This is a genomic window from Stenotrophomonas sp., assembly GCF_050737075.1.
Lineage (GTDB): Bacteria > Pseudomonadota > Gammaproteobacteria > Xanthomonadales > Xanthomonadaceae > Stenotrophomonas.
On sequence record NZ_JBOHXV010000082.1, the window covers coordinates 1 to 21,200 of the forward strand.

20 protein-coding genes and 1 riboswitch are annotated in these 21,200 nt (G+C 68.4%); of the genes, 8 read left to right on the forward strand and 12 right to left on the reverse strand.

Annotated features, from left to right (window positions below):
- Positions 1–80: 80 nt before the first annotated feature.
- The 12 genes from ACREPD_RS17080 to ACREPD_RS17135 all read right to left on the reverse strand — a co-directional run bounded on the left by ACREPD_RS17080 (position 81) and on the right by ACREPD_RS17135 (position 11,684).
- Complete coding sequence (locus tag ACREPD_RS17080) at positions 81–1,964, reverse strand: RpoH suppressor (RefSeq protein WP_431600432.1); 1,884 nt, start codon at positions 1,962–1,964, stop codon at positions 81–83.
- A gap of 191 nt (positions 1,965–2,155) precedes the next feature.
- A complete protein-coding gene (locus ACREPD_RS17085) occupies positions 2,156–2,692 on the reverse strand; it encodes a lipocalin family protein (protein ID WP_431600433.1) in 537 nt (178 codons plus the stop codon).
- Positions 2,693–2,713: 21 nt separating this feature from the next.
- Positions 2,714–3,730, reverse strand: a complete 1,017-nt coding sequence (locus tag ACREPD_RS17090) for a class I SAM-dependent methyltransferase (RefSeq protein WP_431600449.1) — start codon at positions 3,728–3,730, stop codon at positions 2,714–2,716.
- Between the two features lie 53 nt (positions 3,731–3,783).
- Positions 3,784–4,578 carry a DUF1295 domain-containing protein gene (locus tag ACREPD_RS17095; RefSeq protein ID WP_431600434.1) on the reverse strand — a complete coding sequence of 265 codons (795 nt, stop codon included), beginning with the start codon at positions 4,576–4,578 and terminating at the stop codon, positions 3,784–3,786.
- On the reverse strand, positions 4,575–5,129 hold the full coding sequence (locus ACREPD_RS17100; RefSeq protein WP_431600435.1) for a DUF2878 domain-containing protein: 555 nt from the start codon (positions 5,127–5,129) through the stop codon (positions 4,575–4,577). The genes ACREPD_RS17095 and ACREPD_RS17100 overlap by 4 nt, the downstream gene beginning before the upstream one ends.
- A gap of 1 nt (position 5,130) precedes the next feature.
- A complete protein-coding gene (locus ACREPD_RS17105; RefSeq protein WP_431600436.1) occupies positions 5,131–6,387 on the reverse strand; it encodes a class I SAM-dependent methyltransferase in 1,257 nt (418 codons plus the stop codon).
- Positions 6,384–7,151 (reverse strand): DUF1365 domain-containing protein, encoded by a 768-nt coding sequence (locus tag ACREPD_RS17110; RefSeq protein ID WP_431600437.1) that lies wholly within the window; start codon positions 7,149–7,151, stop codon positions 6,384–6,386. Before ACREPD_RS17110 ends, ACREPD_RS17105 begins: the two co-directional genes overlap by 4 nt.
- Positions 7,148–8,428 carry an NAD(P)/FAD-dependent oxidoreductase gene (locus ACREPD_RS17115; protein WP_431600438.1) on the reverse strand — a complete coding sequence of 427 codons (1,281 nt, stop codon included), beginning with the start codon at positions 8,426–8,428 and terminating at the stop codon, positions 7,148–7,150. Before ACREPD_RS17115 ends, ACREPD_RS17110 begins: the two co-directional genes overlap by 4 nt.
- 1 nt (position 8,429) lies before the next feature.
- Entirely contained in the window at positions 8,430–9,389 is a 960-nt protein-coding gene (locus tag ACREPD_RS17120; RefSeq protein ID WP_431600439.1) for an acyl-CoA desaturase, read from the reverse strand.
- 93 nt (positions 9,390–9,482) lie between these two features.
- Entirely contained in the window at positions 9,483–10,265 is a 783-nt protein-coding gene (locus ACREPD_RS17125; protein ID WP_431600440.1) for an anti-sigma factor, read from the reverse strand.
- On the reverse strand, positions 10,262–10,831 hold the full coding sequence (locus ACREPD_RS17130; RefSeq protein ID WP_431600441.1) for a sigma-70 family RNA polymerase sigma factor: 570 nt from the start codon (positions 10,829–10,831) through the stop codon (positions 10,262–10,264). The genes ACREPD_RS17125 and ACREPD_RS17130 overlap by 4 nt, the downstream gene beginning before the upstream one ends.
- A 70-nt stretch (positions 10,832–10,901) precedes the next feature.
- Positions 10,902–11,684, reverse strand: coding sequence for a hypothetical protein (locus ACREPD_RS17135; protein ID WP_431600442.1), 783 nt, complete (start codon positions 11,682–11,684; stop codon positions 10,902–10,904).
- A gap of 247 nt (positions 11,685–11,931) precedes the next feature.
- On the opposite strand from ACREPD_RS17135, the gene ACREPD_RS17140 reads away from it, so the two are divergent.
- From ACREPD_RS17140 to metE, 8 genes are all read left to right on the forward strand, one after another.
- Complete coding sequence (locus tag ACREPD_RS17140) at positions 11,932–12,213, forward strand: type II toxin-antitoxin system RelE/ParE family toxin (RefSeq protein WP_431600443.1); 282 nt, start codon at positions 11,932–11,934, stop codon at positions 12,211–12,213.
- An 11-nt stretch (positions 12,214–12,224) separates the two neighbouring features.
- On the forward strand, positions 12,225–12,521 hold the full coding sequence (locus tag ACREPD_RS17145) for a HigA family addiction module antitoxin (protein WP_431600444.1): 297 nt from the start codon (positions 12,225–12,227) through the stop codon (positions 12,519–12,521).
- A 103-nt stretch (positions 12,522–12,624) separates the two neighbouring features.
- Positions 12,625–13,197, forward strand: a complete 573-nt coding sequence (pnuC, locus tag ACREPD_RS17150) for a nicotinamide riboside transporter PnuC (protein ID WP_421570040.1) — start codon at positions 12,625–12,627, stop codon at positions 13,195–13,197.
- The gene (locus ACREPD_RS17155) at positions 13,190–14,257 is read left to right on the forward strand and encodes an AAA family ATPase (protein WP_431600445.1); all 1,068 of its coding nucleotides are present in this window, start codon (positions 13,190–13,192) and stop codon (positions 14,255–14,257) included. The genes pnuC and ACREPD_RS17155 overlap by 8 nt, the downstream gene beginning before the upstream one ends.
- Positions 14,258–14,348: 91 nt before the next feature.
- On the forward strand, positions 14,349–15,779 hold the full coding sequence (locus ACREPD_RS17160) for an FAD-binding oxidoreductase (RefSeq protein ID WP_431600446.1): 1,431 nt from the start codon (positions 14,349–14,351) through the stop codon (positions 15,777–15,779).
- A gap of 73 nt (positions 15,780–15,852) precedes the next feature.
- Positions 15,853–16,908, forward strand: coding sequence for a bifunctional nicotinamide-nucleotide adenylyltransferase/Nudix hydroxylase (locus ACREPD_RS17165; protein WP_431600450.1), 1,056 nt, complete (start codon positions 15,853–15,855; stop codon positions 16,906–16,908).
- 67 nt (positions 16,909–16,975) lie between these two features.
- Entirely contained in the window at positions 16,976–18,400 is a 1,425-nt protein-coding gene (locus ACREPD_RS17170) for a nicotinate phosphoribosyltransferase (RefSeq protein ID WP_431600447.1), read from the forward strand.
- Positions 18,401–18,432: 32 nt separating this feature from the next.
- A riboswitch (cobalamin riboswitch) is annotated at positions 18,433–18,666 on the forward strand.
- 213 nt (positions 18,667–18,879) lie between these two features.
- Positions 18,880–21,177 carry a 5-methyltetrahydropteroyltriglutamate--homocysteine S-methyltransferase gene (gene metE, locus ACREPD_RS17175; protein WP_431600448.1) on the forward strand — a complete coding sequence of 766 codons (2,298 nt, stop codon included), beginning with the start codon at positions 18,880–18,882 and terminating at the stop codon, positions 21,175–21,177.
- The last annotated feature ends 23 nt before the right edge of the window (positions 21,178–21,200 follow it).

Here is a 21,200-nt window from a genome sequence, read left to right on the forward strand (position 1 = left end):
GGCCGGACCAAGGGACGCCAACCACCGCTTGGTCCGGCCAACGGCCGGGGCTACCGCTCGACCATCGTTCAATCCTTCGGTCAATAGCTGGGCGTCACCTTCATCTGCGGGAGCGGGCGCGGCGCGCCGTCGGTGAGGTCGGGGCCGAGGTCTTCCCAGGTCTGGCCCTGCTCCACCATCAACCGCCACAGCTGCTGCGATTCGCGGCGCTTTTCTTCGGAAGTGAACCGGTACGAAGGCGGCGGTGGTTCGCCGTGCGCGACCGATTCGTAGGCCCCCTGCCACGCACCCACGCGCTGCGCCGGATCGTCGGTACGCGCCACCTCCAGCGTATAGCGCTGATACGCCGAGGCCAGGTTGCGCCAGCGGATCCAGTAGTGGTTGGCGAACGAAAAGTCACAGAAGCGCTCACCCGCCACGCTGCCCTTGGCAGCGATGCGGCTCAGCACCGCCTGCGGCATGTCCAGGTTCATACCGCCCTCGTCGCCCTGCAGCGACACATGCACGATGCGGTCGCGATAGCCGGGCGCACGCGCCTGCAGTACATCGCGCCAGTTCTGCATGGTCGATACGATGGAGAACAGGAAGCCGGACATCTCCGCCGCCGCCAAGGGTCGCGCGATGGACTGGTAGGTGCGCTGCCAGCCATGCCGGTTTTCGGTCGGCAGGAATACCGCCGCGTTGATGGCGTCGGGCGAGTCCGGCGACGCACGCAGCGGCTCGGCCTGGTGCGGGTAGACCAGGTTGATGCCGAAGGTCGGCCAGCGCGGCAACGCCGCGTCGAACAGATGGATGGGGAAGTTGCTGCTGATCCCACCATCGGAGAACCAGCACACCCGGAATGCGGTAATCACCGGCCCGCAGCCGTGACCGCCGCTGGTGAGCCCTTCCATGCTGTCGGCCACGTTGCGGTTGCCGTGCGGGGGCGCCGCGTCGGCGTCCGGTTCACAGCGACGTTCGCGCCGCGCCGGCTCGTGCAGCGGCACCGCACTGATCAGCAGCGGAAAGCTCAGGCTCATGCGCGTGGCCACCAGTACCGGCAGCTGCTCGCCTTCGGGAAGACGGTAGTAGTCCACCCCGTCCACGTGGTTCGGCACGCCCGCGCGCGCCAGCAGCCACGCCACCACGCTGGCCGGGAACAGCTGCTCGAATTCGTCGCGCCGGAACCAGAACTGCGAGGCGCTGAACGGCAGCGTGCGCGGCTCGGTGTGCGACACGCAGGTGGTGATCATCTGCAGGCTGATGGCGTGCACGCCGGCGGGCTCGCCGCTGTAGCGCGGCGCGTTGTGCAGGTCGGCAAAGGTCAGCGGCTGGTCCAGCGGCTTGCCCGACAGCGCCTGCAGCTGGCTGTGCAGCCAGTCGGTCAGCGCGGGTTCGCTGGCGTCGGCCTGGGTGGCCCCCGAGCACAACCCCAGCAGGTTGCGCCGCGCCACCCGCGCCACGCGCAGCGCCGAAGCCAGCACGCCTGCCCCGTACGCGCACAACAACGACGGCAGCAGCGTGGCCCACATGCCGTCCACGCCGGCCGCCAGCCAACCGATGCCCAGCAGCCCCACCAGCGCGGCCAGCAGCTCCAGCGGGGCGATGGCGAACACCGCCGCCAGCAGGCACAGTATCTTGCGCGTCAGCCCTGCCTTGCCGGTGAGCATCACCAGCAGCCGGTAGGCGGTGCGTGCGCCGTGCGCGGGCTGGAACAGGCTGTAGATGAAGCCGCGCCGCGACAGCTGCGTGGACACTTCCGCCAGCCCGGGAAACCCCGCCTGCGGCCCCAGCGCCTCACCGGCGCGGCAACGCCGGTCGCCCAGCGCCGCGGCTGCGGCGACGGCCGCGGCGATCGCCCCGGCCGAGGTCCCGCCGATGTTCTTGAACCGATATTCGCGGGCCAGCGACAGCACCGCGTTGGGATACACGATGCCGCTGGTGATGCCGCCCTTCATGACCAGATCGCAGTACTTGTCTGCCACGCTGCCGCCCTCTGTCCGCCCACCGCGCGTTGCCGCGCCAGCTGCCTTCCCTGGACCCACGAGACCTGCCTGTCAGTGTAGCGTCCCACCGCGACATGCCCGCCTTGTGACGGGAACGACAGGTGGTGACGCCATGGGCACAGTATCGCGCAGCGGCTTCTCAGAGCCTGAGAACGGGGCCGCAGTTGCGGCTACCGGTCGCCGGCGGCCGACTGCGGCACGCGCCGCACCTGCGAGAGGTCGTAGCCCAGCGCGGCGATGCGGGTCATCGCCTTCTGGTAGTCCTGGTCGGACATCTTCGGGCTGCGTGACATCAACCACATGTAGTCGCGCTTGCTGCGGCCGACGATGGTCTGCTGGTAGTCGTCGTCCAGGTACACGATCACGTACTCGGCCTGGATCGGCCAGACGAACTGCATGCCCCACTCCGCGCCGTTGGTCCCTTCCTTGACGGTGCCGACCGGGTGCATGGTCTTCACCGGCGCCTGGAAGCTGCCCTTGCGGTAGGTGAAGGTGGTCTGGATGCGGCCATCCGGGCGCAGCTTGTAGGACTCCACCGCATCGAAGGCTTCGCGCTCAGGACGGCTGGGAATGTGGGCGATCACATACCAGTCGCCCATGAAGCGCGGCACATCCACGTGCGCCACCGGCGGAATCGGGCGGGCATTGCCGCCGCAGCCGAACAGCATGCCGGCGGCGAGCAGGGGAAGCAGGGGGCGTAGCTTCATGGCAGTTTCCTCGGCAGGGAATCAGGAACGGGCGAACAGGTAATGCGCCACCATCCACTGCTGCCCTCGCTGGTAACCGAACAGCTCGGCGCAGGCCATCCAGAACATGCGCCAGCGCTGGAACCAAAGCGCCGCGGCCGCATCGCCGTAGCCTTCGCGCAGCACCGCCATCACCGCGTCGCGGTTCTGGTCCTGGCGGGCGAGCCAGTGGTTGGCGGTGCGCTCGTAGTGGGTGCCGTCCAGCAGCCAGCGCTGCTGCAGGTGCAGGTGCTGCTGGAAGTGCAGCAGGGTGTCGGCGGCGGGCATCAGGCCACCGGTGAAGAAGTGCCGGCCCATCCAGTTGTCATCCCCCTCGGTCTCGAACGGGTACATCAGCGTGCGGTGCACGAAGATGTGCACGAACAGCTTTCCGTCCGGGCGTAGCCAGTGCTGGATGCGCTGCAGCAGCCGCTCGTAATTGCGCAGGTGCTCGAACATCTCGATGGAGATGCAGCGGTCGAAGCTGCCGTCGTCCAGCGCCAGCTGGTTCACGTCGCGGGTCAGCACGGTCACGTTGTTGAGCCCGCGCGCACGGCACTGGCCCATGATGTATTCGCGCTGGCTGTTGGAGTTGGACACGGCGGTGATGCGCGCGGCCGGGTAGCGTTCGGCCATCCACAGCGTCAGCGAGCCCCAGCCGCAGCCCAGCTCCAGGATGTCCTGGCCGTCGGCCAACTGCGCGCGCTCGCCGTACAGCGCCAACATCGCGTCTTCGGCCTGGTCCAGGCTTTCGGTGCCGGTGGGGTAGTAGCAGCTGCTGTACTTCAGGCGCGCGCCCAGGCAGTCCTGGAAGAACGCGGCAGGCACTTCGTAGTGCTGGCGGTTGGCCGCGTCCACATGCAGCGCCAGCGGGCTGCGTGACAGCCCGGCGATGCGTGTGGCGAAGCGCTCTGCCTGCGCCTCCACCCCGCCCGCGCTTTCCTCGCGCAGGCGTTGCGCACACTGCCGGCGGATGCCCAGCCGCAGCAGTGCATCCGGCAGCAGGCCGCGTTCGGCCATGCCGGTCAACCCGGGGGCGTAGTCCGGCAGGAGCAGCTGATCTCGGGCGACATTCACGGTGAAGACTCCTTGCGGGGGGATTCGGTGCGGGAGGGAAACCACGGAAACAGCATCGGGGTGGTGCGCTGGTAGGCGCGGTAGTCCTCGCCACGGCTGCGCAGCGCCTGCGCCTCGGTGAACGGAATGCCGCTTACCCAGCGCAGGAACACGTACATCACCAGCGGCCCGGACCACGCCAGCCACCACAGCGGCGAGTGCACGGCCAGCAGCACATAGGTGAACCAGTGCAGCCATTCGAAGAAATAGTTGGGGTGCCGCGAATAGCGCCACAGCCCGGCGCGGCAGGTCTTGCCCTTGTTGGCAGGGTCGGCGCGGAAGCGGGCCAGCTGGTGGTCGGCCAGCGCCTCGCCGCCGACGCTGAGCAGCCACATGGCCACTGCGGCAACGATCCAACCGACAGGAAGCGCCGCGCTCTGCGACACCGCCACGAACGGCAGTGCGAACAGCACGATCAACAACGCCTGGAACTGGAAGAAACCGAAGATCTTGCCTTGGTGGCCGTTCCAGTGGCGGCGCAGGTGCTGGTAGCGCCCGTCTTCCGCTTCACTGCGCACCCGGCGCCACAGGTGCAGGGCCAGGCGCACTCCCCAAGCGCCCCCCAGAACGGCCAACGCGATGCGCGGTGTGACACTGCCCTCCCCTAGCAGTGCCAACAGCAGCGCAGAGGCGCCAACCCCTTTAGCCCACAACACATCCACCACGCCGATGTTCTGGTGCCGGCGCTGCCACCACCAGCCCCAGCACATGATCAGCGCGGCATACAGCCAGACCCACAGCAACAACTTCATGACCGTTCTCCAGAAGGATGTACCGGCTGCGGCGCGGCGGTGGACTGCCAGCGCCGCGCGCACGCGGCAAGGAGCGGCAATGCCAGCGACCAGCCGATGCCGAGCAGCAGCACGCCCTGCCAGGCCGGCGCGGTGAAGCGCACCGCGCCCCAGCCCCGCGCCGCCGACAGGTACGCCAGCGGCGCCAGCAGCAGCCCGACCAGTACAGCGGCCACCCGGTGCCGCTGCAGCACGGCCAGCGAAACGGTCAGCGTCATCGCGAACGACGCCCACAGCGCCAGAATCCACACCGGTGCCAGCCACGTGGCGTCATGCGCGGCGTAGACCACCGCGCCCGTGGCTCCGGCGATGCCATCCACCGCCAGGCCACACGCCATCGCGAGCACCATCAGTTTCAGTTCCACCCCGGGCTGCGCCGACAGCCACAGCTGGCTGGCCACGTAGGCCGCGGCGGCCAACACCGCCGGCCAGCGCAGCCCGTGCCCGGCGCCGACCACGGCGCAGAGCCAGACCAGCTGGTTGCCGACCACGTTGGCCCAGAAGTGGCGCATCTCAGTGGCCACCTGCGATCAGTGCCGGGCGATACCCGGGGCGCGCCAGCAACAGCTGCGACACGCCGATGGAACGCTCCAGGAAGCCGCCCTCGCAGTACGCCAGGTAGAACTCCCACAGGCGGATGAAGCGCTCGTCGAAGCCCTGCGCGCGCACCGCCGGCAGCTGCGACAGGAAGCGGTGGCGCCAGGCGCGCAGCGTGAGCGCATACGACGGGCCGAAATCGTGCTGCCCGATCAGCTGCAGGTCGCTGCTGCGGGTCTTGGCCGCCACCATCGCGTTGATGGAGGGAATGAAGCTGCCCGGGAACACGAAACGCTTGATGTAGTCCACGCTGCGCCGGGCCTGCTCGTAGCGCTGGTCTTCGATGGTGATCGCCTGCAGCAGCGCCAGTCCCTCCGGCTTCAGCAGCCGGCCCAGCGTGGCGAAATAGGTATCGAGGTACTGCGCGCCGATCGCCTCGATCATCTCGATGGAGACCAGCTTGTCGTACTGGCCGTCCAGGTCGCGGTAGTCCTTTAGCAGCACGGTCACCTTGTCCTGCAGCCCAGCGTTGGCCACCCGCTCGGTGGCCAGTGCGTACTGCTCCTTGGAAATGGTGGTGGTGGTGACGTGGCAGCCGTGGTGAAGCGCGGCATGCACCGCGAAGCCACCCCAGCCGGTACCGATCTCGACCACGCGGTCGCCGGCGTTGAGCCGCAGCTGTTCGCAGATGCGCGCCAGCTTGCGGTGCGATGCCTCTTCCAGGCTGTCGCCGGGTGCGTCGAACAGGGCCGAGGAATACATCAGGTCGCTGGACAGGAACAGCGAGAAGAACGCATTGCCCAGGTCGTAGTGCGCGGCGATGTTGCGGCGGCTGCCCTCGCGCGTGTTGCGGCGCAGGCGATTCCAGCCCTGCAGCAACCACCCACCGAGCCGGGCCGGGCCGCGTTCCATGCCGTCGAGCAGGTCGCGGTTGCGCACCAGCAGCTGCACCAGCGCCACCAGGTCGTTGCAGCGCCACTCGCCACGGATGTAGGCCTCACCAGCGCCGACGCTGCCCTGTGCGGCCACCGCGCGGTAGAAGGCCGGGTTGTCCACCCACACGGTGACCTGCAGCGGCGCATCGGCCTTGCCGATCGTCACGTCGCCCAGTGCATCGCGCAGCTGCAGCCGGCCGCCCTGCAGCGGCGCCAACTGCGCCAGCAGGCGGCCGCGCAGGAAGGTTTCCAGCGCACTGGGCTGGGCGAGCGCCAGCGGTCGGGTCATGTCGTTCATGGGTGCTTTCCCGCAATGGAAGGGTGGTCGTGCACGGGGGTGCGCTTGAGCCACAGGCGCAGCGCCTGCCAATGGATGGCCGCCACCACCTGCACGGTCATCAGCGGATGGCGCAGCAGCACGTGGGCCAGGCCGCGGCCGTCCAACGGGTGGCGCTGCAGTGAAAGATCGGCATCGAACTGGCGCTCGCCGTTGCGCCATACCTGCATGTGCACGTGCAGGTCGTCGCCCGGCGCGGTGAAGCGCCAGCGGTATTCGCAGTCCATCGGCATGAACGGCGAGACATGGAACTGCTTGTCGAAACTCCAGCACAGCGCGCGGCCGTGCGGGTCCGACTGCGTCACCGGCAGCACGTAGGCGTGGCGTTCCTTCCACGGCGTGTTGGTGATCTCGGCCACGATGCAGTCGAGCGTGACCCCGTCGGCGGCATAGCAGTAGTAGAAGCTGACCGGATTGAACACATGGCCGGCGTAGCGCAGGTGGGTGAGCAGGCGGATCGGCCCGGCGGGCGCGCGCCCCAGCGCGGCGGTGATACGCGCGCGGACCGCATCGGCCAGCGGCTGGTCGGGGTCGCCCAGGTAGTCGCTGCGGCGGAACTCGGCCACGTTGCGGCGGTTCACCGACCACAGCCAGCGGCCACGGAACACCTCATCGATCTCATCCAGGTCGAGCAGCAGCTGCGCCACCGGGTACCCGAACGCGTGCGCGTGCGGCGTATGCCGGCGGTGCCGCATCCTGCCGCGATAGAGCGCGCTCGCCGTCATGCGGGCAGCCCGTGCGACAGCGGCCACCAGGCTTCGGTGTCCAGCACATGCAGTGCATCCACCACGCGGCGCGCGCTGCGGATGCCGTCTTCGTGGAAGCCCCAGCCCCAGTAAGCACCGGCGAACCAGGTGCGGCGCCGGCCCTGGATTTCCGCCCAGCGCGCCTGCGCGCGCACCATCGCGTGGTCGTGCACGGGGTGGGCGTACTGCATCGTGCGCAGCACCTTCTCGGGCGCGATCGCCTCGCTGCGATTGAGTGTCACCACCAGCGGCGTGGGCGTGTCGATGCCCTGCAGCAGGTTCATGCAGTAGCTCACCGAGCAGGGCGCCAGCGGGTCATGCGGCACGTGCGCGTTCCATGCCGCCCACGCCTTGCGGTTGCGCGGCAGCAGGCGCGCATCGGTGTGCAGCACCACTTCATTCGGCTGGTAGCGGATCGCCCCGAGGATGCTGCGCTCCACGCCATCGGCATCGGAGAGCAGCGCCAGCGCCTGGTCGCTGTGGCAGGCCATCACGATCTGGTCGAAGCCCTCCAGCCCGCCGGCGGTGAGCACGCGTACGCCGTGTTCATGGCGCTCCACGCCCAGCACCGGGCAGCCGATGCGTTCGCGCACGTGCCAGCGCCGGCGCAGCGCCTGGATGTACTGCGATGAGCCGCCCTGCACCACCCGCCACTGCGGCCGACCACTCACCTGCAGCATCTGGTGGTTGGCCATGAACTGCACCAGGTAGCGCGCGGGGAAGTCGGCCAGGCTGGCGATGGGCGAGGACCACAGCGCCGAGGCCATCGGCAGCAGGTGCTCCTGGATGAAGGCGCCGCCGTAGCGGCCCTGGTCGAGGAATTCACCCAGCGACGGGCCTTCATCGCTGCCGTGCAGCAGCGCCGGGGCCTCGCGGTAGAAACGCTGCAGGTCGCGCAGCATGCCCCAGAAGCGGGGCGATACCAGGTTGCGGCGCTGGCAGAACAGCGTGTCCAGCGAGGTGGCGTTGTATTCCACGCCGCTGCGCTCGCTGTGCACCGAGAAGCTCATCGTGGTGGGCTTCGATGCAACGTGCAGCTCATCGAACAGCGCGGTGAGCAGCGGGTAGTTCAGCGGATTGAACACGATGAAGCCGGTATCCACGGCGTGGGTACGCCCGTCCACCTGCACCTGGTGGGTGTGGGTATGGCCGCCGAGGTAGTCATTGGCCTCGAACAGCGTCACTTCGTTGCGCTGGCTCAGCCACCACGCGCTGGCCAGGCCTGAAATTCCCGATCCGATTACGGCGATGCGCATGTCAGTGCTCCGCCTTCGCCAGCACCCAGGCCGGCACGGGTTTGAGGTCATGCACCAGCCGCAGCGCCGCCATCGCGCGCAGCCCGTACCAGGTGATGTCCACTTCCCACCAGTAGAAGCCCTGGCGCACCGTGCCCGGGAAGAAGTGGTGGTTGTTGTGCCAGCCTTCGCCGAAGGTGAGCAGGGCCAGCCACAGGTTGTTGCGGCTGTCGTCGCCGGTATCGAAGCGGCGGCGGCCGAAGCGGTGGGCCAGTGAGTTGATGGTCACCGTGGCGTGGAACAGCACCACCGTGGAGATGAAGAAGCCCCACACCAGCATCTGCCCACCGCTGGTGCCCAGCCCCGGCGCGACATGCTCCAGCAGCGCGCCCAGCCCGAACAGCGCGGCGGCCAGCGCAACCGGTATCAGCGTGTCGAAGCGGTCCAGCCAGCGCAGCTCGGGGTACTTGGCCAGGTCCGGAATGCGCGCCCAGTCGGTACGGAAGCCTTCGGCGGTGAGGAACCAGCCCATGTGGCTCCACCAGAACCCGTGCACCGTCGGCGAATGCGGGTCGGCCGCCGTTTCGGTGTGGCGGTGGTGATTGCGGTGGTGCGCGGCCCACCACAGCGGGCCGCGCTGCACGCTGGACGCCCCGATGACCGCGAACACGAACTGCACCGCGCGCGAGGTGCGGAAGGTGCGGTGGGCGAAGTAGCGGTGGTAGAACGCGGTGATGGCGAACATGCGCAGCGCGTACAGCGCCAGCGCCACGCCCACCGCCACCCAGGAAACACCCACCCAGATCACCGCCAGGCAGGCCAGGTGCATGGCCACGAAGGGAATCGCCCGCAGCCAGTCCACGCGGTTGCCGCCCCCGTCCGCAGTGGCCTCAGCGGCGCCGGTGTCGAACCAGCGCAGCACGGTGGCCCATGGGCCACAAGGCCCGCGGCCGGGGTGTTCGGGGGTGGAACGGGACAGCATGTCGCGCGTCTCCTGAGCGGTTCATCAGGAGATACGCAGGCCGGCGCCGTTTGGATGCACCCATTCCGAAATTTCCTTCGGAACGGGTGACCGTTACAGGTTGGCGATGTCGCCCTTGGCGATGATCGGGCCGGTCGGGATGCCCTGCGGCGCGCCGCCGGACGGTTCCAGCGTGATGGCCAGCATCGAGCCGTTCACGAGAACATCACGCAGCGCGTCGGGCACCGCCACGGTATGGGCGCGGTTGATCGAGACCAGGCCCAGCGAGCGCGGCTTGCCACCGGCGGGAATCAGCCACAGCTCCGGTGCGCGTCCGGCCGCATCGGCCGGGGCCGGCACGGGCACCATCAACACCTTGCCCTGTGCCTTGTCGACCGAGGCCAGCCAGCCCGGCGTGCCGTCGTCGTGCAGCAGCGGGGTGACCGGCTTGGTCGCCTGCTCCGGCTCGGCCGGGGTCGGCGCCGGCGTCGGCGTGACCGCCACCGGGGTGGGCGGCGCGGTGGGCGGCAGCTGCTGGCGGTTGAACACCGCCACCAGCGCCAGGGCCGCAGCCAGGGCGGTCATGCCCTGCCAGAAGCCGGTGCGCTGCCACAGCCTGGGCGTGGCGGACACGGCGGCCGGCCAGCCCAGTTCGGTACGGATACGCGGCCACAGGTGTGCGGGCACCGTAGCCGTGCCCAGCGATTCCAGCAGCGGCGCCAGCCGCGTTTCCCATTGCTGTACCAGCCGCGCAAAGCCGGGATCGCTCGCGATGCGGCGCTCGGCCTCGGCGCGCTGCGCGGCATCCAGCACGCCCAGCACGTACTCGCCGGCCAGGATGTCGGTGCTCGGCGGTTCGCCGTCGTCGGGAAGATCGTGAAGGTCGCGGATGTTCATTGTTCCAGGCACACCCGCAGTTGGCCCAAACCGCGCCGGATCCAGCTCTTCACCGAGCCGAGCGGCGAACCGATGCGACGGGCCAGCTCTTCATAGCTGGAACCGTCCAGGAACGCGGCGCGGATCAGCGCGCGGCGCTTGCTTTCCAACGTGTCCAGGCAACGCGCCAGGCGCTCGCGGTCGGACGCCTGTTCGGCGGCCACCGGCGGCTGTGCGTCGGCATCGGGCAGGTCGTCGATCACCGACAGGTCGTCCATCGCGCGCGGGGGTGCGGCGCGCAGGCGGTCGATCGCGCGGTTGCGCGCCGTCATCGAGAGCCAGGTCATGGCAGAGGCCTTGGCGGGATCGAACTGCCCTGCCTTCTTCCAGACCGTGGTGAAGACCTCCTGCAGCACGTCCTCGGCGTCGCCGCGATCGCGCAGAAGGTGCAGGCAGATCGCGAACAGGCGCCCGGACGCCAGCTGGTAAACGGATTCGAATGCCTGGCGGTCGCCAGCGGCAACGCGGACGAGCAGTTCGCCCAGGCGCGTTGCGGCATCGGTGTCGGAAGCGTCCAGCTCAGGCATCGCAGGCTCAATGTCGGCAGGGAGCGAGTCTGCATGGTCGTTGCTCCGGCCGCTGGCCGCAAGAGGGTATTCAGCTGTCGCATGTCTTCACCAGGGGTTGCACCCGTGCCGTGGCAAGCTCGGCGGCCGAGGCCGCCACGGGTCCGGAAGGAAACTCCACACGCACCTGCGGATAGCGCCCGGCACGGTCGCGCACATTGCCGGTGCCGCTGAACTGCAGCAGCCGCTGGTCGGCGTTGGCATACACCAGGGTCACCGCCGGCACGGCAAAACCGAACCATGCATCGAGCTTCATCTGCAGCTGCTGCGCCGGCTGGCCCTGCCAGGTAACGGCCGCCGTGCGCTGCAGCTTCAGCGGCACCAACCGCTGCCGGCTGGGCAGCAGGAACTGGAATGCCACGGCCTTGCCATCACGCAGCGACGCCCAGTGGCCGCGCACGGCGGCATCGAAGCCGGCGTCGACCACCGCATCCGGCGGCACCTCCAGTGTGCGGTTGACCGGGGCCGCAGCGGCGGAGGCGCGGGTGTACAGGGTGCGGGCCGTACCGCTGCCGCGCACGCCTTCCTGGTATCCGTCGCGCCCGTCTTCCAGATTGAAATCCGGCGTCTGCGGGCTGCCCTGCGGGGTCATCCACTTGCGCGCGAACGCACGCCCGTCCGCGCAGCGGTACAGCACCAGCCGCGACTGCGCCTCCGGCGGCCCCTGCAGCCAGTGGCTCTCGCGGTACAGCAGGGTGCTGCCGGCGGCCGCATAGGCGCGGCCCTCCTGGCGCTGGATGGATTGCGCCATGCCCGGCAACGGGCACAGCACCAGCAGCAGGCACGCGGCAATGGGGACAGGCGGGTGGCGCATGCGCGACTCCAGGTGATCGTCCTGCACAGATACGCAACAAGTGCGTGGGCGGATGCACCCAGATGCGCTCAACCACCGGATTGGGATACGCATCTTCAATGCTGTGACCCGCGTTGGTGCGGGCGCCCCCTTCGGCACCTGAGTATCCGAATGAGCAGGTGGAGCACATGGGTGATGCCACCGCACGATTTAGTCCCGCTTGACGATACTATCGCCACGCGATAGCATCCATTCCCAAGAGATCTTCATGGCTATCTGCTCGTTCCGTTGCGTCGCCACCCGCAGCCTTTTCCTGGGTAAGCAGGTCAGACACTTCCACCCCGTGCAGCGGATCGCGATGCGTAAGTTGGCCATGCTGCACGCAGCGACGCGGCTTGAAGATCTCAGGGTTCCGCCGGCCAATCGCCTGGAGCGCCTGAAGGGCGACCGAGCAGGCCTGTACAGCATCCGGGTCAACGATCAGTACCGGATCTGCTTTGCCTGGACCGACACCGGTCCGGCGGACGTTGAAATCTGCGATTACCACTGAGGACATCGGCCATGCGCTCCATCCCCTACCCGCACCCCGGCGAGATCCTGCAGGAAGAGTTCCTGACCCCGTTCGGCATGACCCAGTACCGGCTCGCCAAGTCGATCGACGTCAAACAGACCCGCATCAGCGAGATCATTGCCGGGCGCCGCGGCATCACCGCCGACACCGCGCTGCGGCTGGCACGCTTCTTCGGCACCAGCGAAGGCTTCTGGATGAATCTGCAGATGGCCTACGACGCCGCCAAGGCGCGCGACGAACTGGCCGAGGTTCTGGCGCGTATCGAGCCGTATCACCACGCCGCCTGACTCGCCCCAACCCCGCATCGGTCACGCAGCGCGTTACGCTTCACGCCCTTGAGGTAAAGGACTACACCTTGCCGTACAGCTCCAACCTGCCGGGCGCTCCGGCATGACCAGCGCCCTGGAAATTGCCGCCAACGTCACCGTGGCCGCCTCCATCCTGCTGGCCGGGCGCAACAGCGTGCACACCTGGTGGACCGGGATCATTGGCTGCACCCTGTTTGGCCTAGTGTTCTACGAGGCCCGCCTGTACGCCGACGTAGTGCTGCAGGGCGTGTTCGTGGCCACCAGCGTCATCGGCTGGTGGCAGTGGCTGCGCGGCGACCACGGGCATGCCCTGCCGATCACCCGCGTTCAACTGCCCACCCTGGCCTGGATACTGCCGGCCGCCGTGCTCGCAAGCGTCGGCTACGGCCTGCTGCTGCATACCTGGACCGATGCCTACGCGCCGTTCCTGGATTCGGCCGTGCTGGTGCTCAGCGTGGTCGCGCAGCTGCTCATGATGCGCCGCAAGCTGGATTCGTGGTGGTTCTGGCTGCTGGTCAACAGCGTGGCCGTGCCGCTGTATGCCAGCCGCGGCCTGCACCTCACCGCCGTGCTGTACGTGGTGTTCTGGATCAACGCGCTGGTGTCGCTGCGGCATTGGCACCGGTTGATGCGCGAGCAGCCGGCGCATGCCTGAGCACTTCCGCACGGGCTTGGTGGTGGGCAAGTTCAGTCCGTTGCACCGTGGCCACCAGGCGCTGATCGACCATGCGTTGACGCGCTGCGATCGCGTGCTGCTGCTGAGCTGGAGCCAGCCGGAGTTCAGTGGCTGCGATGCGGCGCAGCGTGAGGCGTGGCTGCAGGCCCTGTACCCGCACGTGACACGACTGGTGCTGGACGATGCACGCCTGGCCGCAGCCTGCCTGCAGCGCAACCTGCCGGTGCGGCAGTTGCCCACCAACGAGGACGACGACGCGGCCCAGCGCGCATTCGTGGGCTGGGTGTGCAGCGCCCTCTGGGGCGTGCGGGTGGACGCGGTGTTCACCAGCGAATCGTATGGCGATGGTTTCGCAGCGGCCCTGCAGGCGCAGTTCAGTGCCGAAGCGGGGCACGAATGGCGGGTGGCCCACGTGTGCCTGGACATCGCACGCAGCGAGGTACCGGTCTCGGGCACCGCGCTGCGGCGCGATCCGCACGCGTTGCGCGGCTTTCTCGACCCGCGCGTCTACGCCGGCTTCGTCGGGCGGATCGGTCTGCTGGGCGGTGAATCCAGCGGCAAGACCACGCTCGCCGCCGCATTGGCCAGCCACCTGCAGACCCAATGGGTGGCGGAGTTCGGGCGCGAACATTGGGAAGCCCGCCAAGGCGCGCTGACGTATGACGACCTGCTGCATATCGCGCAGGTGCAGGTGTCGCGGGAAGACGCCATGGCCGGCCACGCCCACCGCTGGCTGGTGTGCGATACCACCCCGCTCACCACCCTGCTGTATTGCGAAGACATGTTCGGCCGCGCCGAATCTGCGTTGCACACGCTGGCGCAGCGCCACTACGACATGCTGTTTCTGTGCGCGGCAGACTTCCCGTTCGTGCAGGATGGCACCCGCCGCGACGACGCCTTCCGGCTCGCCCAGCAAGGCGCGTACGTGGCCGCGCTGTCCGCACAGGGCATGCCATTCACCCTGCTCACCGGCAGCGTCGAAGCGCGCGTGGCGCAGGTTGTCCACGCGTTGGCGCAGGTAGGCGTCGCGCCTGAATGATCCATGCCCGGTGGCACCGCCGCCACTGGCAGGGCACTGCGGAAGCAGCGCAGAATCCGCAGAACGGATCGTCACCCTGCAAGGATTGCCCATGATTACCCGACGTGGATTCCTGGCCGCCGCAAGCACGAGTGCACTGGCCGGCGTGAGTGTCAGCGCGTGCAGCTCCGCGCCGGTGGTCAACGACATCAGCCAGCTGGAAGCCACGGCGGTGGCCGGCGTGGTGCCGGTGCAGCGGCAGGCCGACATCGTCTCGGCGCTGACCCACCACCGCGGCCTGGTGTGCGTGGCCGGCGGGCGCTACAGCATGGGCGGGCAGACCAGTGCCGAACAGGCCCTGCAGCTCAACATGGATGGCTACAACGGGCTGGTGTTCCTGGACGTCGCTCGCAAGGTGGTGCGGGTCAAGGCGGGCATGCGCTGGCGTGCACTGCAGGATCATCTGGACCGGCACGACCTGTCGGTGAAGGTCATGCAGAGTTTCAGCAACTTCACCGTGGGCGGCTCGGTGTCGGTGAACTGCCACGGCCGCTATGTGGGCGGCGGCAGCATCGCCTCCACCGTGCGCGCGCTGCAGCTCGTGCTGCGCTCCGGCGAAGTGGTGGAAGCTTCGCGCACGCAGCATGCGGCACTGTTTGCCGGCGTGCTGGGCGGCTACGGGCTGCTCGGCGTGGTGAGCGAAGTGGAGCTGGACGTCGTCGACAACGACATCATTGAACGGCACCTGGAACGCGTGCCGCTGGCCGAGTATCCCGACTGGTTCCAGCGCAACGTGGCGGCGCATCCGGACGCGGTCATGCACAACGCCGACCTGCTGCCACCCTCGTTCGACGCCCCCTTGGCCATCACCTGGCGGCGCACGCAGGCGGCGCTGACCGACACCACGCGGCTGGTGCCGATGGGCGGGCAGTACGACACCGAGCAGAACATGATCTGGGCGCTGTCCGAACTGCCCGGCGGGCATTCGCTGCGCGGCAGCGTGGTGGAAAAGCTGCGCGCGCCACGGGTGATCCACCGCAACCTGGAGGCGAGCCTGGACGTGGCGGCGCTGGAGCCGCGCACGCGCGTGATGTCCACGTACCTGCTGCAGGAATACTTCATTCCGGTGCGGCACTTCCACGCCTTCGCCGCCGCCATGGCCAAGATGCTGCAGGACCACCAGGTCAATGCGTTGAATGTCTCCATCCGCCACGCGCCTGCGGATCCGCTCGCGCTGATGGCGTGGGCGAAGGAACCGGTGTTCTGCTTCGTGCTGTATTACAAACAACGCCGCTACCCGTGGGCGGACGGGCAGACGGTGGGCTGGACACGCGCCCTGGTTGAAGCGGCCATCGGCTGCGGCGGGCGCTACTACCTGCCCTACCGGCCGCATGCCACCGCCGCGCAGTTCTTGGCGGCCTACCCGGAAACCCACGCGCTCGTGCAGCTCAAGCGCGAGGTGGACCCGAACCTGCAGCTGGTCAACCACCTGTGGCAGCGCTACATGCAGCCGCTGGCGGCGCAGCCGCGCGCAGGCACTTGACGGCCTGAACAGGAGGCGTAGCATTTGCAGCAAGCCAAGGGACAGACCCGCGGCAGCCACAACCACATGAGGGATTCTCATGGAATACGACTACCTGGTGTTCATCGGGCGTTTCGAGCCCTTCCACAACGGCCATGCCGCCGTTGCCCGCCTCGCACTGAGCCGGGCCCGCAAGCTGATCTTCCTGGTCGGCTCTGCAGATACCCCCCGCAGCCTCCGCAATCCCTGGACCGTGGCCGAACGCGCCGTGATGATCCAGGCTGCCCTCGATGGCAACACCGAACGGCTCATCATCCGCCCGCTTCGCGATCATCTGTACAACGAGGCGCACTGGATTGCCGGCGTTCAACGCGGCGTGGCCGATGCACTGCGCAGCGACGGTGCGGCGGCCGATGCCAAGGTGGGTCTGGTCGGCATGGACAAGGACGCCTCGAGCTACTACCTGCGCGAATTCCCGCAGTGGCCGCTGGTGGATGTGCAGCACACCGAGACGCTCTCGGCCACGGAGCTGCGCCGCTACCTGTTCGAGTCGGGCGACCTGGACTTCCACGGCGCACTGCTGATGCTGCGCGGCAACGTGCCGGCGCCGGTGTACGAAATGCTGGAAGCCTTCCGCAAGAGCTCGCCGGCCTACGGCCAGCTGGTGGCGGAATACCGCTTCATCGAGCAGTACCGTGCGGCGTGGAAGGATGCGCCGTACGCGCCCACCTTCGTCACCACCGATGCGGTGGTGGTGCATTCGGGCCACGTGCTGCTGGTGCGCCGCCGTTCGGAGCCGGGCAAGGGCCTGTGGGCATTGCCGGGCGGATTCGTCGGCCAGCAGCAGAGCCTGCTCGACAGCTGCCTGCGTGAACTGCGCGAAGAAACCCGCCTGAAGATTCCGCTGCCGGTGTTGAAGGGCTCGCTGAAGAGCCAGCATGTCTTCGACCACCCCGAGCGCAGCCAGCGCGGCCGCACCATCACCCATGCCTTCCACTTCGAGTTTGCGGCGGGCGAACTGCCCCCCGTGCGCGGTGGCGACGATGCCGACAAGGCGCGCTGGATTCCGGTGAGCGAGGCCCTGGACATGGGCCCGCAGCTGTACGAAGACCACCTGCACATCCTGGAGTTTTTCCTGGGCCGGGGCTGAACCCGACCCGTTTCCCTCGCCGGCGGATAGACCGCCGGTGTTCCCCCGACGCGAAGGAGCTTCCGTCATGCATTACCTCGATAATCTTCTCCTCAACACCGACAGCTACAAGGCCAGCCACTGGCTGCAGTACCCGCCGGGTACCGATGCCACCTTCTTCTACGTGGAATCGCGCGGCGGCCTGTACGACCGCACCGTCTTCTTCGGTCTGCAGGCGCTCCTGAAGGAGTACCTGGCCAAGCCGATCACCCACGCCGATGTCGACACCGCGCGCGACCTGTTCGCCGCCCATGGTGTGCCGTTCAACGAAGACGGCTGGCGCTACATCGTCGACCAGCATGCCGGGCTGATGCCGATCCGCATCCGCGCCGTGCCCGAAGGCACCGTGGTGCCGGTGCACAACGCGCTGATGACCATCGAATCGACCGACCCGCAGGCGTTCTGGGTGCCCTCGTACCTGGAAACCATGCTGCTGCGCATCTGGTACCCGGTAACCGTGGCCACCACCAGCTGGCACGCCAAGCAGACCATTCGCCAGTACCTGGAACGCACCAGCGACGACCCCGAAGGGCAGTTGCCGTTCAAGCTGCACGACTTCGGCAGCCGCGGCGTCTCGAGCCTGGAATCGGCCGCCATCGGCGGCGCGGCGCACCTGGTCAACTTCCTGGGCACCGACACCGTGTCGGCCCTGCTGTATGCCAAGGCGTTCTACCACGCGCCGATGGCCGGCTATTCGATCCCCGCTGCCGAGCACAGCACCATCACCAGTTGGGGCCGCGACGGCGAAGTGGACGCCTACCGCAACATGCTGGCGCAGTTCGCCAAGCCCGGCGCGCTGGTCGCCGTGGTGTCGGACAGCTACGACATCTACCACGCCATCCGCGAACACTGGGGCACCACCCTGCGCCAGCAGGTCATCGACTCGGGCGCCACCGTGGTGATCCGCCCGGACTCGGGCGACCCGGTCACCGTGGTGCTGCAGTGCCTGGAACTGCTGGACGAAGCCTTCGGGCACAGCGTCAACGGCAAGGGCTACAAGGTGCTCAACCACGTGCGCGTGATCCAGGGCGACGGGGTCAACCCGACCAGCATCGGCCAGATCCTGGCGCGCATCACCGAGGCCGGCTACGCCGCCGACAACCTCGCCTTCGGCATGGGCGGTGCCCTGCTGCAGCGGCTGGACCGCGATACGCAGAAGTTCGCGCTGAAGTGCTCGGCCGCGCGCGTCAACGGGCGTTGGATCGACGTCTACAAAGACCCGGTGACCGACAGCGGCAAGCAGAGCAAGCGCGGCCGCATGAGCCTGCTGCGCCACCGCGAGTACGGCCAGTTCCGCACCGTGCCGGTGCCGGCCACGGCCGCCTCGCTGGCCGACCTGGAAATGCCACTGGGCTTCGAGGACGCCATGGTGACGGTGTGGGAGAACGGCAGGTTGCTGCACGACGAGGCGCTGGAGCAGATCCGCAGCCGGGCCAGCATTGAGCGCCTGTAAGCAACGCCTCTTGACCCCCGCGCCAACTCGGCCTACCTTGTGCTCGCCGAAGGTATCCATCTCTTCATGCAGATGAAGGGATGGGTTTAAACGGGAATCCGGTGAAGGTGCCTTGCGCACCCATTCCGGAGCTGCCCCGCAGCGGTGAATGGAAACGAATCCTGCCAACAGCACTGGGCCTCACCGCCTGGGAAGCGGCAGGTACTAGGTGGGCGCCCGCGCCCGTGTCCATCAGCCCGAATACCGGCCCCGGCCGGAGGACACGACCGTCCTCCGATTCGACCTGGAACGTCCGCGGGGAGGTTGCCGGGGCCTGTCGCCACGCCTGCCGCGTGGCGCTGTCCCTGTGCGTCCGCTTCACGGCATCCGGTTCGCCCGCGGGGGCGAAGGTCGCTGGCGGGGCGGGCACGGGAGCAATGGCGTGGTGGCCGCGCAGTTCCTTCGTTCCTCAATGCCAATACGCAATGAGGACACGTTCCATGACCACTGTTACCAACCTGGGGTTTCCCCGCATCGGCGCCAAGCGCGAGCTCAAGCGCGCGCTGGAAGCATTCTGGTCCGGCCAGAGCAGCGCAGATTCGCTGCTCGACACCGCCGCCGGGCTGCGGGCCACCCACTGGCAGCTGCAGCGCGACGCCGGCGTTGATGTGCCGCCCAGCAACGACTTCAGCCTGTACGACCAGGTGCTGGACACCGCCTTCCTGTTCGACGCCATTCCGGCCCGCTACCACGCACTGGCCGACGCCGACCCGCTGGCCGGCTACTTCGCCATGGCGCGCGGCCTGCAGCGCGATGGCTACGACCTGCACGCGCTGGAAATGACCAAATGGTTCGACACCAACTACCACTACCTGGTGCCTGAGCTGCAGGCCGGCCAGGGCTTCGCGCTGCGCGGCGACAAGCCGCTGGCCGAATACCGCCAGGCCAAGGCGCTGGGCATCGAAACCCGCCCGGTGCTGATCGGCCCGGTGAGCTTCCTGCTGCTCTCCAAGACCACCGACGGCAGCCCGGCGCTGGACCTGCTGGATGCGCTGCTGCCGGTGTACGTGCAGCTGCTGGGCCAGCTGCAGGCGGCCGGTGCGCAGTGGGTGCAGCTGGACGAGCCGCTGCTGGTGCAGGACCTGGACGACCACGCCCGCGCGGCCTTCGCCCACGCCTATGCCGTGCTGGCCACGGCGGCGCGCCCGAAGGTGCTGGTGGCCACCTACTTCGGTGCGCTGGACGACAACCTGCCGCTGGCCGCCTCGCTGCCGGTCGATGGCCTGCACGTGGACCTCGTGCGCGCCCCGGAACAGCTCGATGCCGTGATCAAGGCGCTGCCGCCGGGCCGCGTGCTCTCGGCCGGGCTGGTCAACGGCCGCAACATCTGGCGCACCCACCTGGACAACGCACTGCTGCTGGCGCGCTACGCGCATGGGCACCTGGGCAGCGACTGCCTGTGGCTGAGCCCGTCGTGTTCGCTGCTGCACAGCCCGGTGGATCTGGGCCACGAAAAGAAGCTGGACGACGAGCTGCGCGGCTGGCTGGCGTTCTCCAAGCAGAAGCTGGAAGAGCTGCGCGTGCTGGCCGACGCCATCGATGCCCCGGCCCGCGCCGAGGCGGCGCTGGAGCTGTCGCGCGAACGCATCGAATCGCGCCGACGCTCGCCGCGCGTGCACAACCCGGCCGTGGCCGCGCGCCTGGCCGCGCTCACCCCGGCCGATGCGCAGCGCCACAGCCGCTACCCGCAGCGCCATCTGGCTCAGGCCGCCGCGCTGAAGCTGCCGCGCTTCCCCACCACCACCATTGGCTCCTTCCCGCAGACACTGGAGGTGCGCGAGGCACGCGCACGCAACAAGTCCGGCACGCTGGCCGACGCCGACTACGATGCGTTCCTGGCCACCCAGACCGAGCACTGCGTACGGGTGCAGGAGCAGATCGGGCTGGACGTGCTGGTGCATGGCGAGTTCGAGCGCAATGACATGGTGGAATACTTCGGCGAACAGCTGGAGGGCTTCGCCTTCACCAAGAACGGCTGGGTGCAGAGCTACGGCTCGCGCTGCGTGAAGCCGCCGGTGATCTACGGCGATGTAACGCGCCCGCAACCGATGACTGTGCGCTGGTCCACCTACGCACAGTCGCTGACCGAGCGGCCCATGAAGGGCATGCTGACCGGGCCGGTGACCGTGCTGCAGTGGTCGTTCGTACGCGACGACCAGGCCCGCGCCGATACCTGCCGGCAAATCGCGCTGGCCTTGCGCGATGAGGTGCTGGACCTGGAGGCGGCCGGCATCGGCGTGATCCAGATCGACGAGCCGGCCATCCGCGAGGGCCTGCCGTTGCGCCGTGCGCAGTGGCGCGAGTACCTGGACTGGGCGGTGGAGGCGTTCCGGATCAGCGCCAGCGGTGTGCGCGATGCCACCCAGATCCACACCCACATGTGCTACTCCGAGTTCAACGACATCATCCACTCCGTGGCGGCCATGGATGCGGACGTGATCTCCATCGAGACCTCGCGCTCGCGCATGGAGCTGCTGGACGCCTTCGTGCGCTTCCAGTACCCCAACGAGATCGGCCCGGGCGTGTATGACATCCACTCCCCGCGCGTGCCGGACAAGGAGGAGATGCTGTCGCTGCTGCGCAAGGCGGCCGAAGTGCTGCGCCCCGAGCAGATCTGGGTCAACCCGGACTGCGGCCTCAAGACCCGTGGCTGGCCGGAAACCCGTGCCGCCCTGGAGGCGCTGGTAGCGGCCGCCCGGGCGCTGCGCGACGAGACCGCCGACGCCAACGCGGCCTGATTCCCTTTACCGCACCATAAGGG

Excerpts from the sequence above, each read along its gene's own strand:
- ACREPD_RS17085 (WP_431600433.1), bottom strand. The coding sequence starts at position 2,692 with ATGAAGCTACGCCCCCTGCTTCCCCTGCTCGCCGCCGGCATGCTGTTC.
- ACREPD_RS17090 (WP_431600449.1), bottom strand. The coding sequence starts at position 3,730 with ATGGCCGAACGCGGCCTGCTGCCGGATGCACTGCTGCGGCTGGGCATC.
- ACREPD_RS17095 (WP_431600434.1), bottom strand. The coding sequence starts at position 4,578 with ATGAAGTTGTTGCTGTGGGTCTGGCTGTATGCCGCGCTGATCATGTGC.
- ACREPD_RS17100 (WP_431600435.1), bottom strand. The coding sequence starts at position 5,129 with ATGCGCCACTTCTGGGCCAACGTGGTCGGCAACCAGCTGGTCTGGCTC.
- ACREPD_RS17105 (WP_431600436.1), bottom strand. The coding sequence starts at position 6,387 with ATGAACGACATGACCCGACCGCTGGCGCTCGCCCAGCCCAGTGCGCTG.
- ACREPD_RS17110 (WP_431600437.1), bottom strand. The coding sequence starts at position 7,151 with ATGACGGCGAGCGCGCTCTATCGCGGCAGGATGCGGCACCGCCGGCAT.
- ACREPD_RS17115 (WP_431600438.1), bottom strand. The coding sequence starts at position 8,428 with ATGCGCATCGCCGTAATCGGATCGGGAATTTCAGGCCTGGCCAGCGCG.
- ACREPD_RS17120 (WP_431600439.1), bottom strand. The coding sequence starts at position 9,389 with ATGCTGTCCCGTTCCACCCCCGAACACCCCGGCCGCGGGCCTTGTGGC.
- ACREPD_RS17125 (WP_431600440.1), bottom strand. The coding sequence starts at position 10,265 with ATGAACATCCGCGACCTTCACGATCTTCCCGACGACGGCGAACCGCCG.
- ACREPD_RS17130 (WP_431600441.1), bottom strand. The coding sequence starts at position 10,831 with ATGCCTGAGCTGGACGCTTCCGACACCGATGCCGCAACGCGCCTGGGC.
- ACREPD_RS17135 (WP_431600442.1), bottom strand. The coding sequence starts at position 11,684 with ATGCGCCACCCGCCTGTCCCCATTGCCGCGTGCCTGCTGCTGGTGCTG.
- ACREPD_RS17140 (WP_431600443.1), top strand. The coding sequence starts at position 11,932 with ATGGCTATCTGCTCGTTCCGTTGCGTCGCCACCCGCAGCCTTTTCCTG.
- ACREPD_RS17145 (WP_431600444.1), top strand. The coding sequence starts at position 12,225 with ATGCGCTCCATCCCCTACCCGCACCCCGGCGAGATCCTGCAGGAAGAG.
- pnuC (WP_421570040.1), top strand. The coding sequence starts at position 12,625 with ATGACCAGCGCCCTGGAAATTGCCGCCAACGTCACCGTGGCCGCCTCC.
- ACREPD_RS17155 (WP_431600445.1), top strand. The coding sequence starts at position 13,190 with ATGCCTGAGCACTTCCGCACGGGCTTGGTGGTGGGCAAGTTCAGTCCG.
- ACREPD_RS17160 (WP_431600446.1), top strand. The coding sequence starts at position 14,349 with ATGATTACCCGACGTGGATTCCTGGCCGCCGCAAGCACGAGTGCACTG.
- ACREPD_RS17170 (WP_431600447.1), top strand. The coding sequence starts at position 16,976 with ATGCATTACCTCGATAATCTTCTCCTCAACACCGACAGCTACAAGGCC.
- metE (WP_431600448.1), top strand. The coding sequence starts at position 18,880 with ATGACCACTGTTACCAACCTGGGGTTTCCCCGCATCGGCGCCAAGCGC.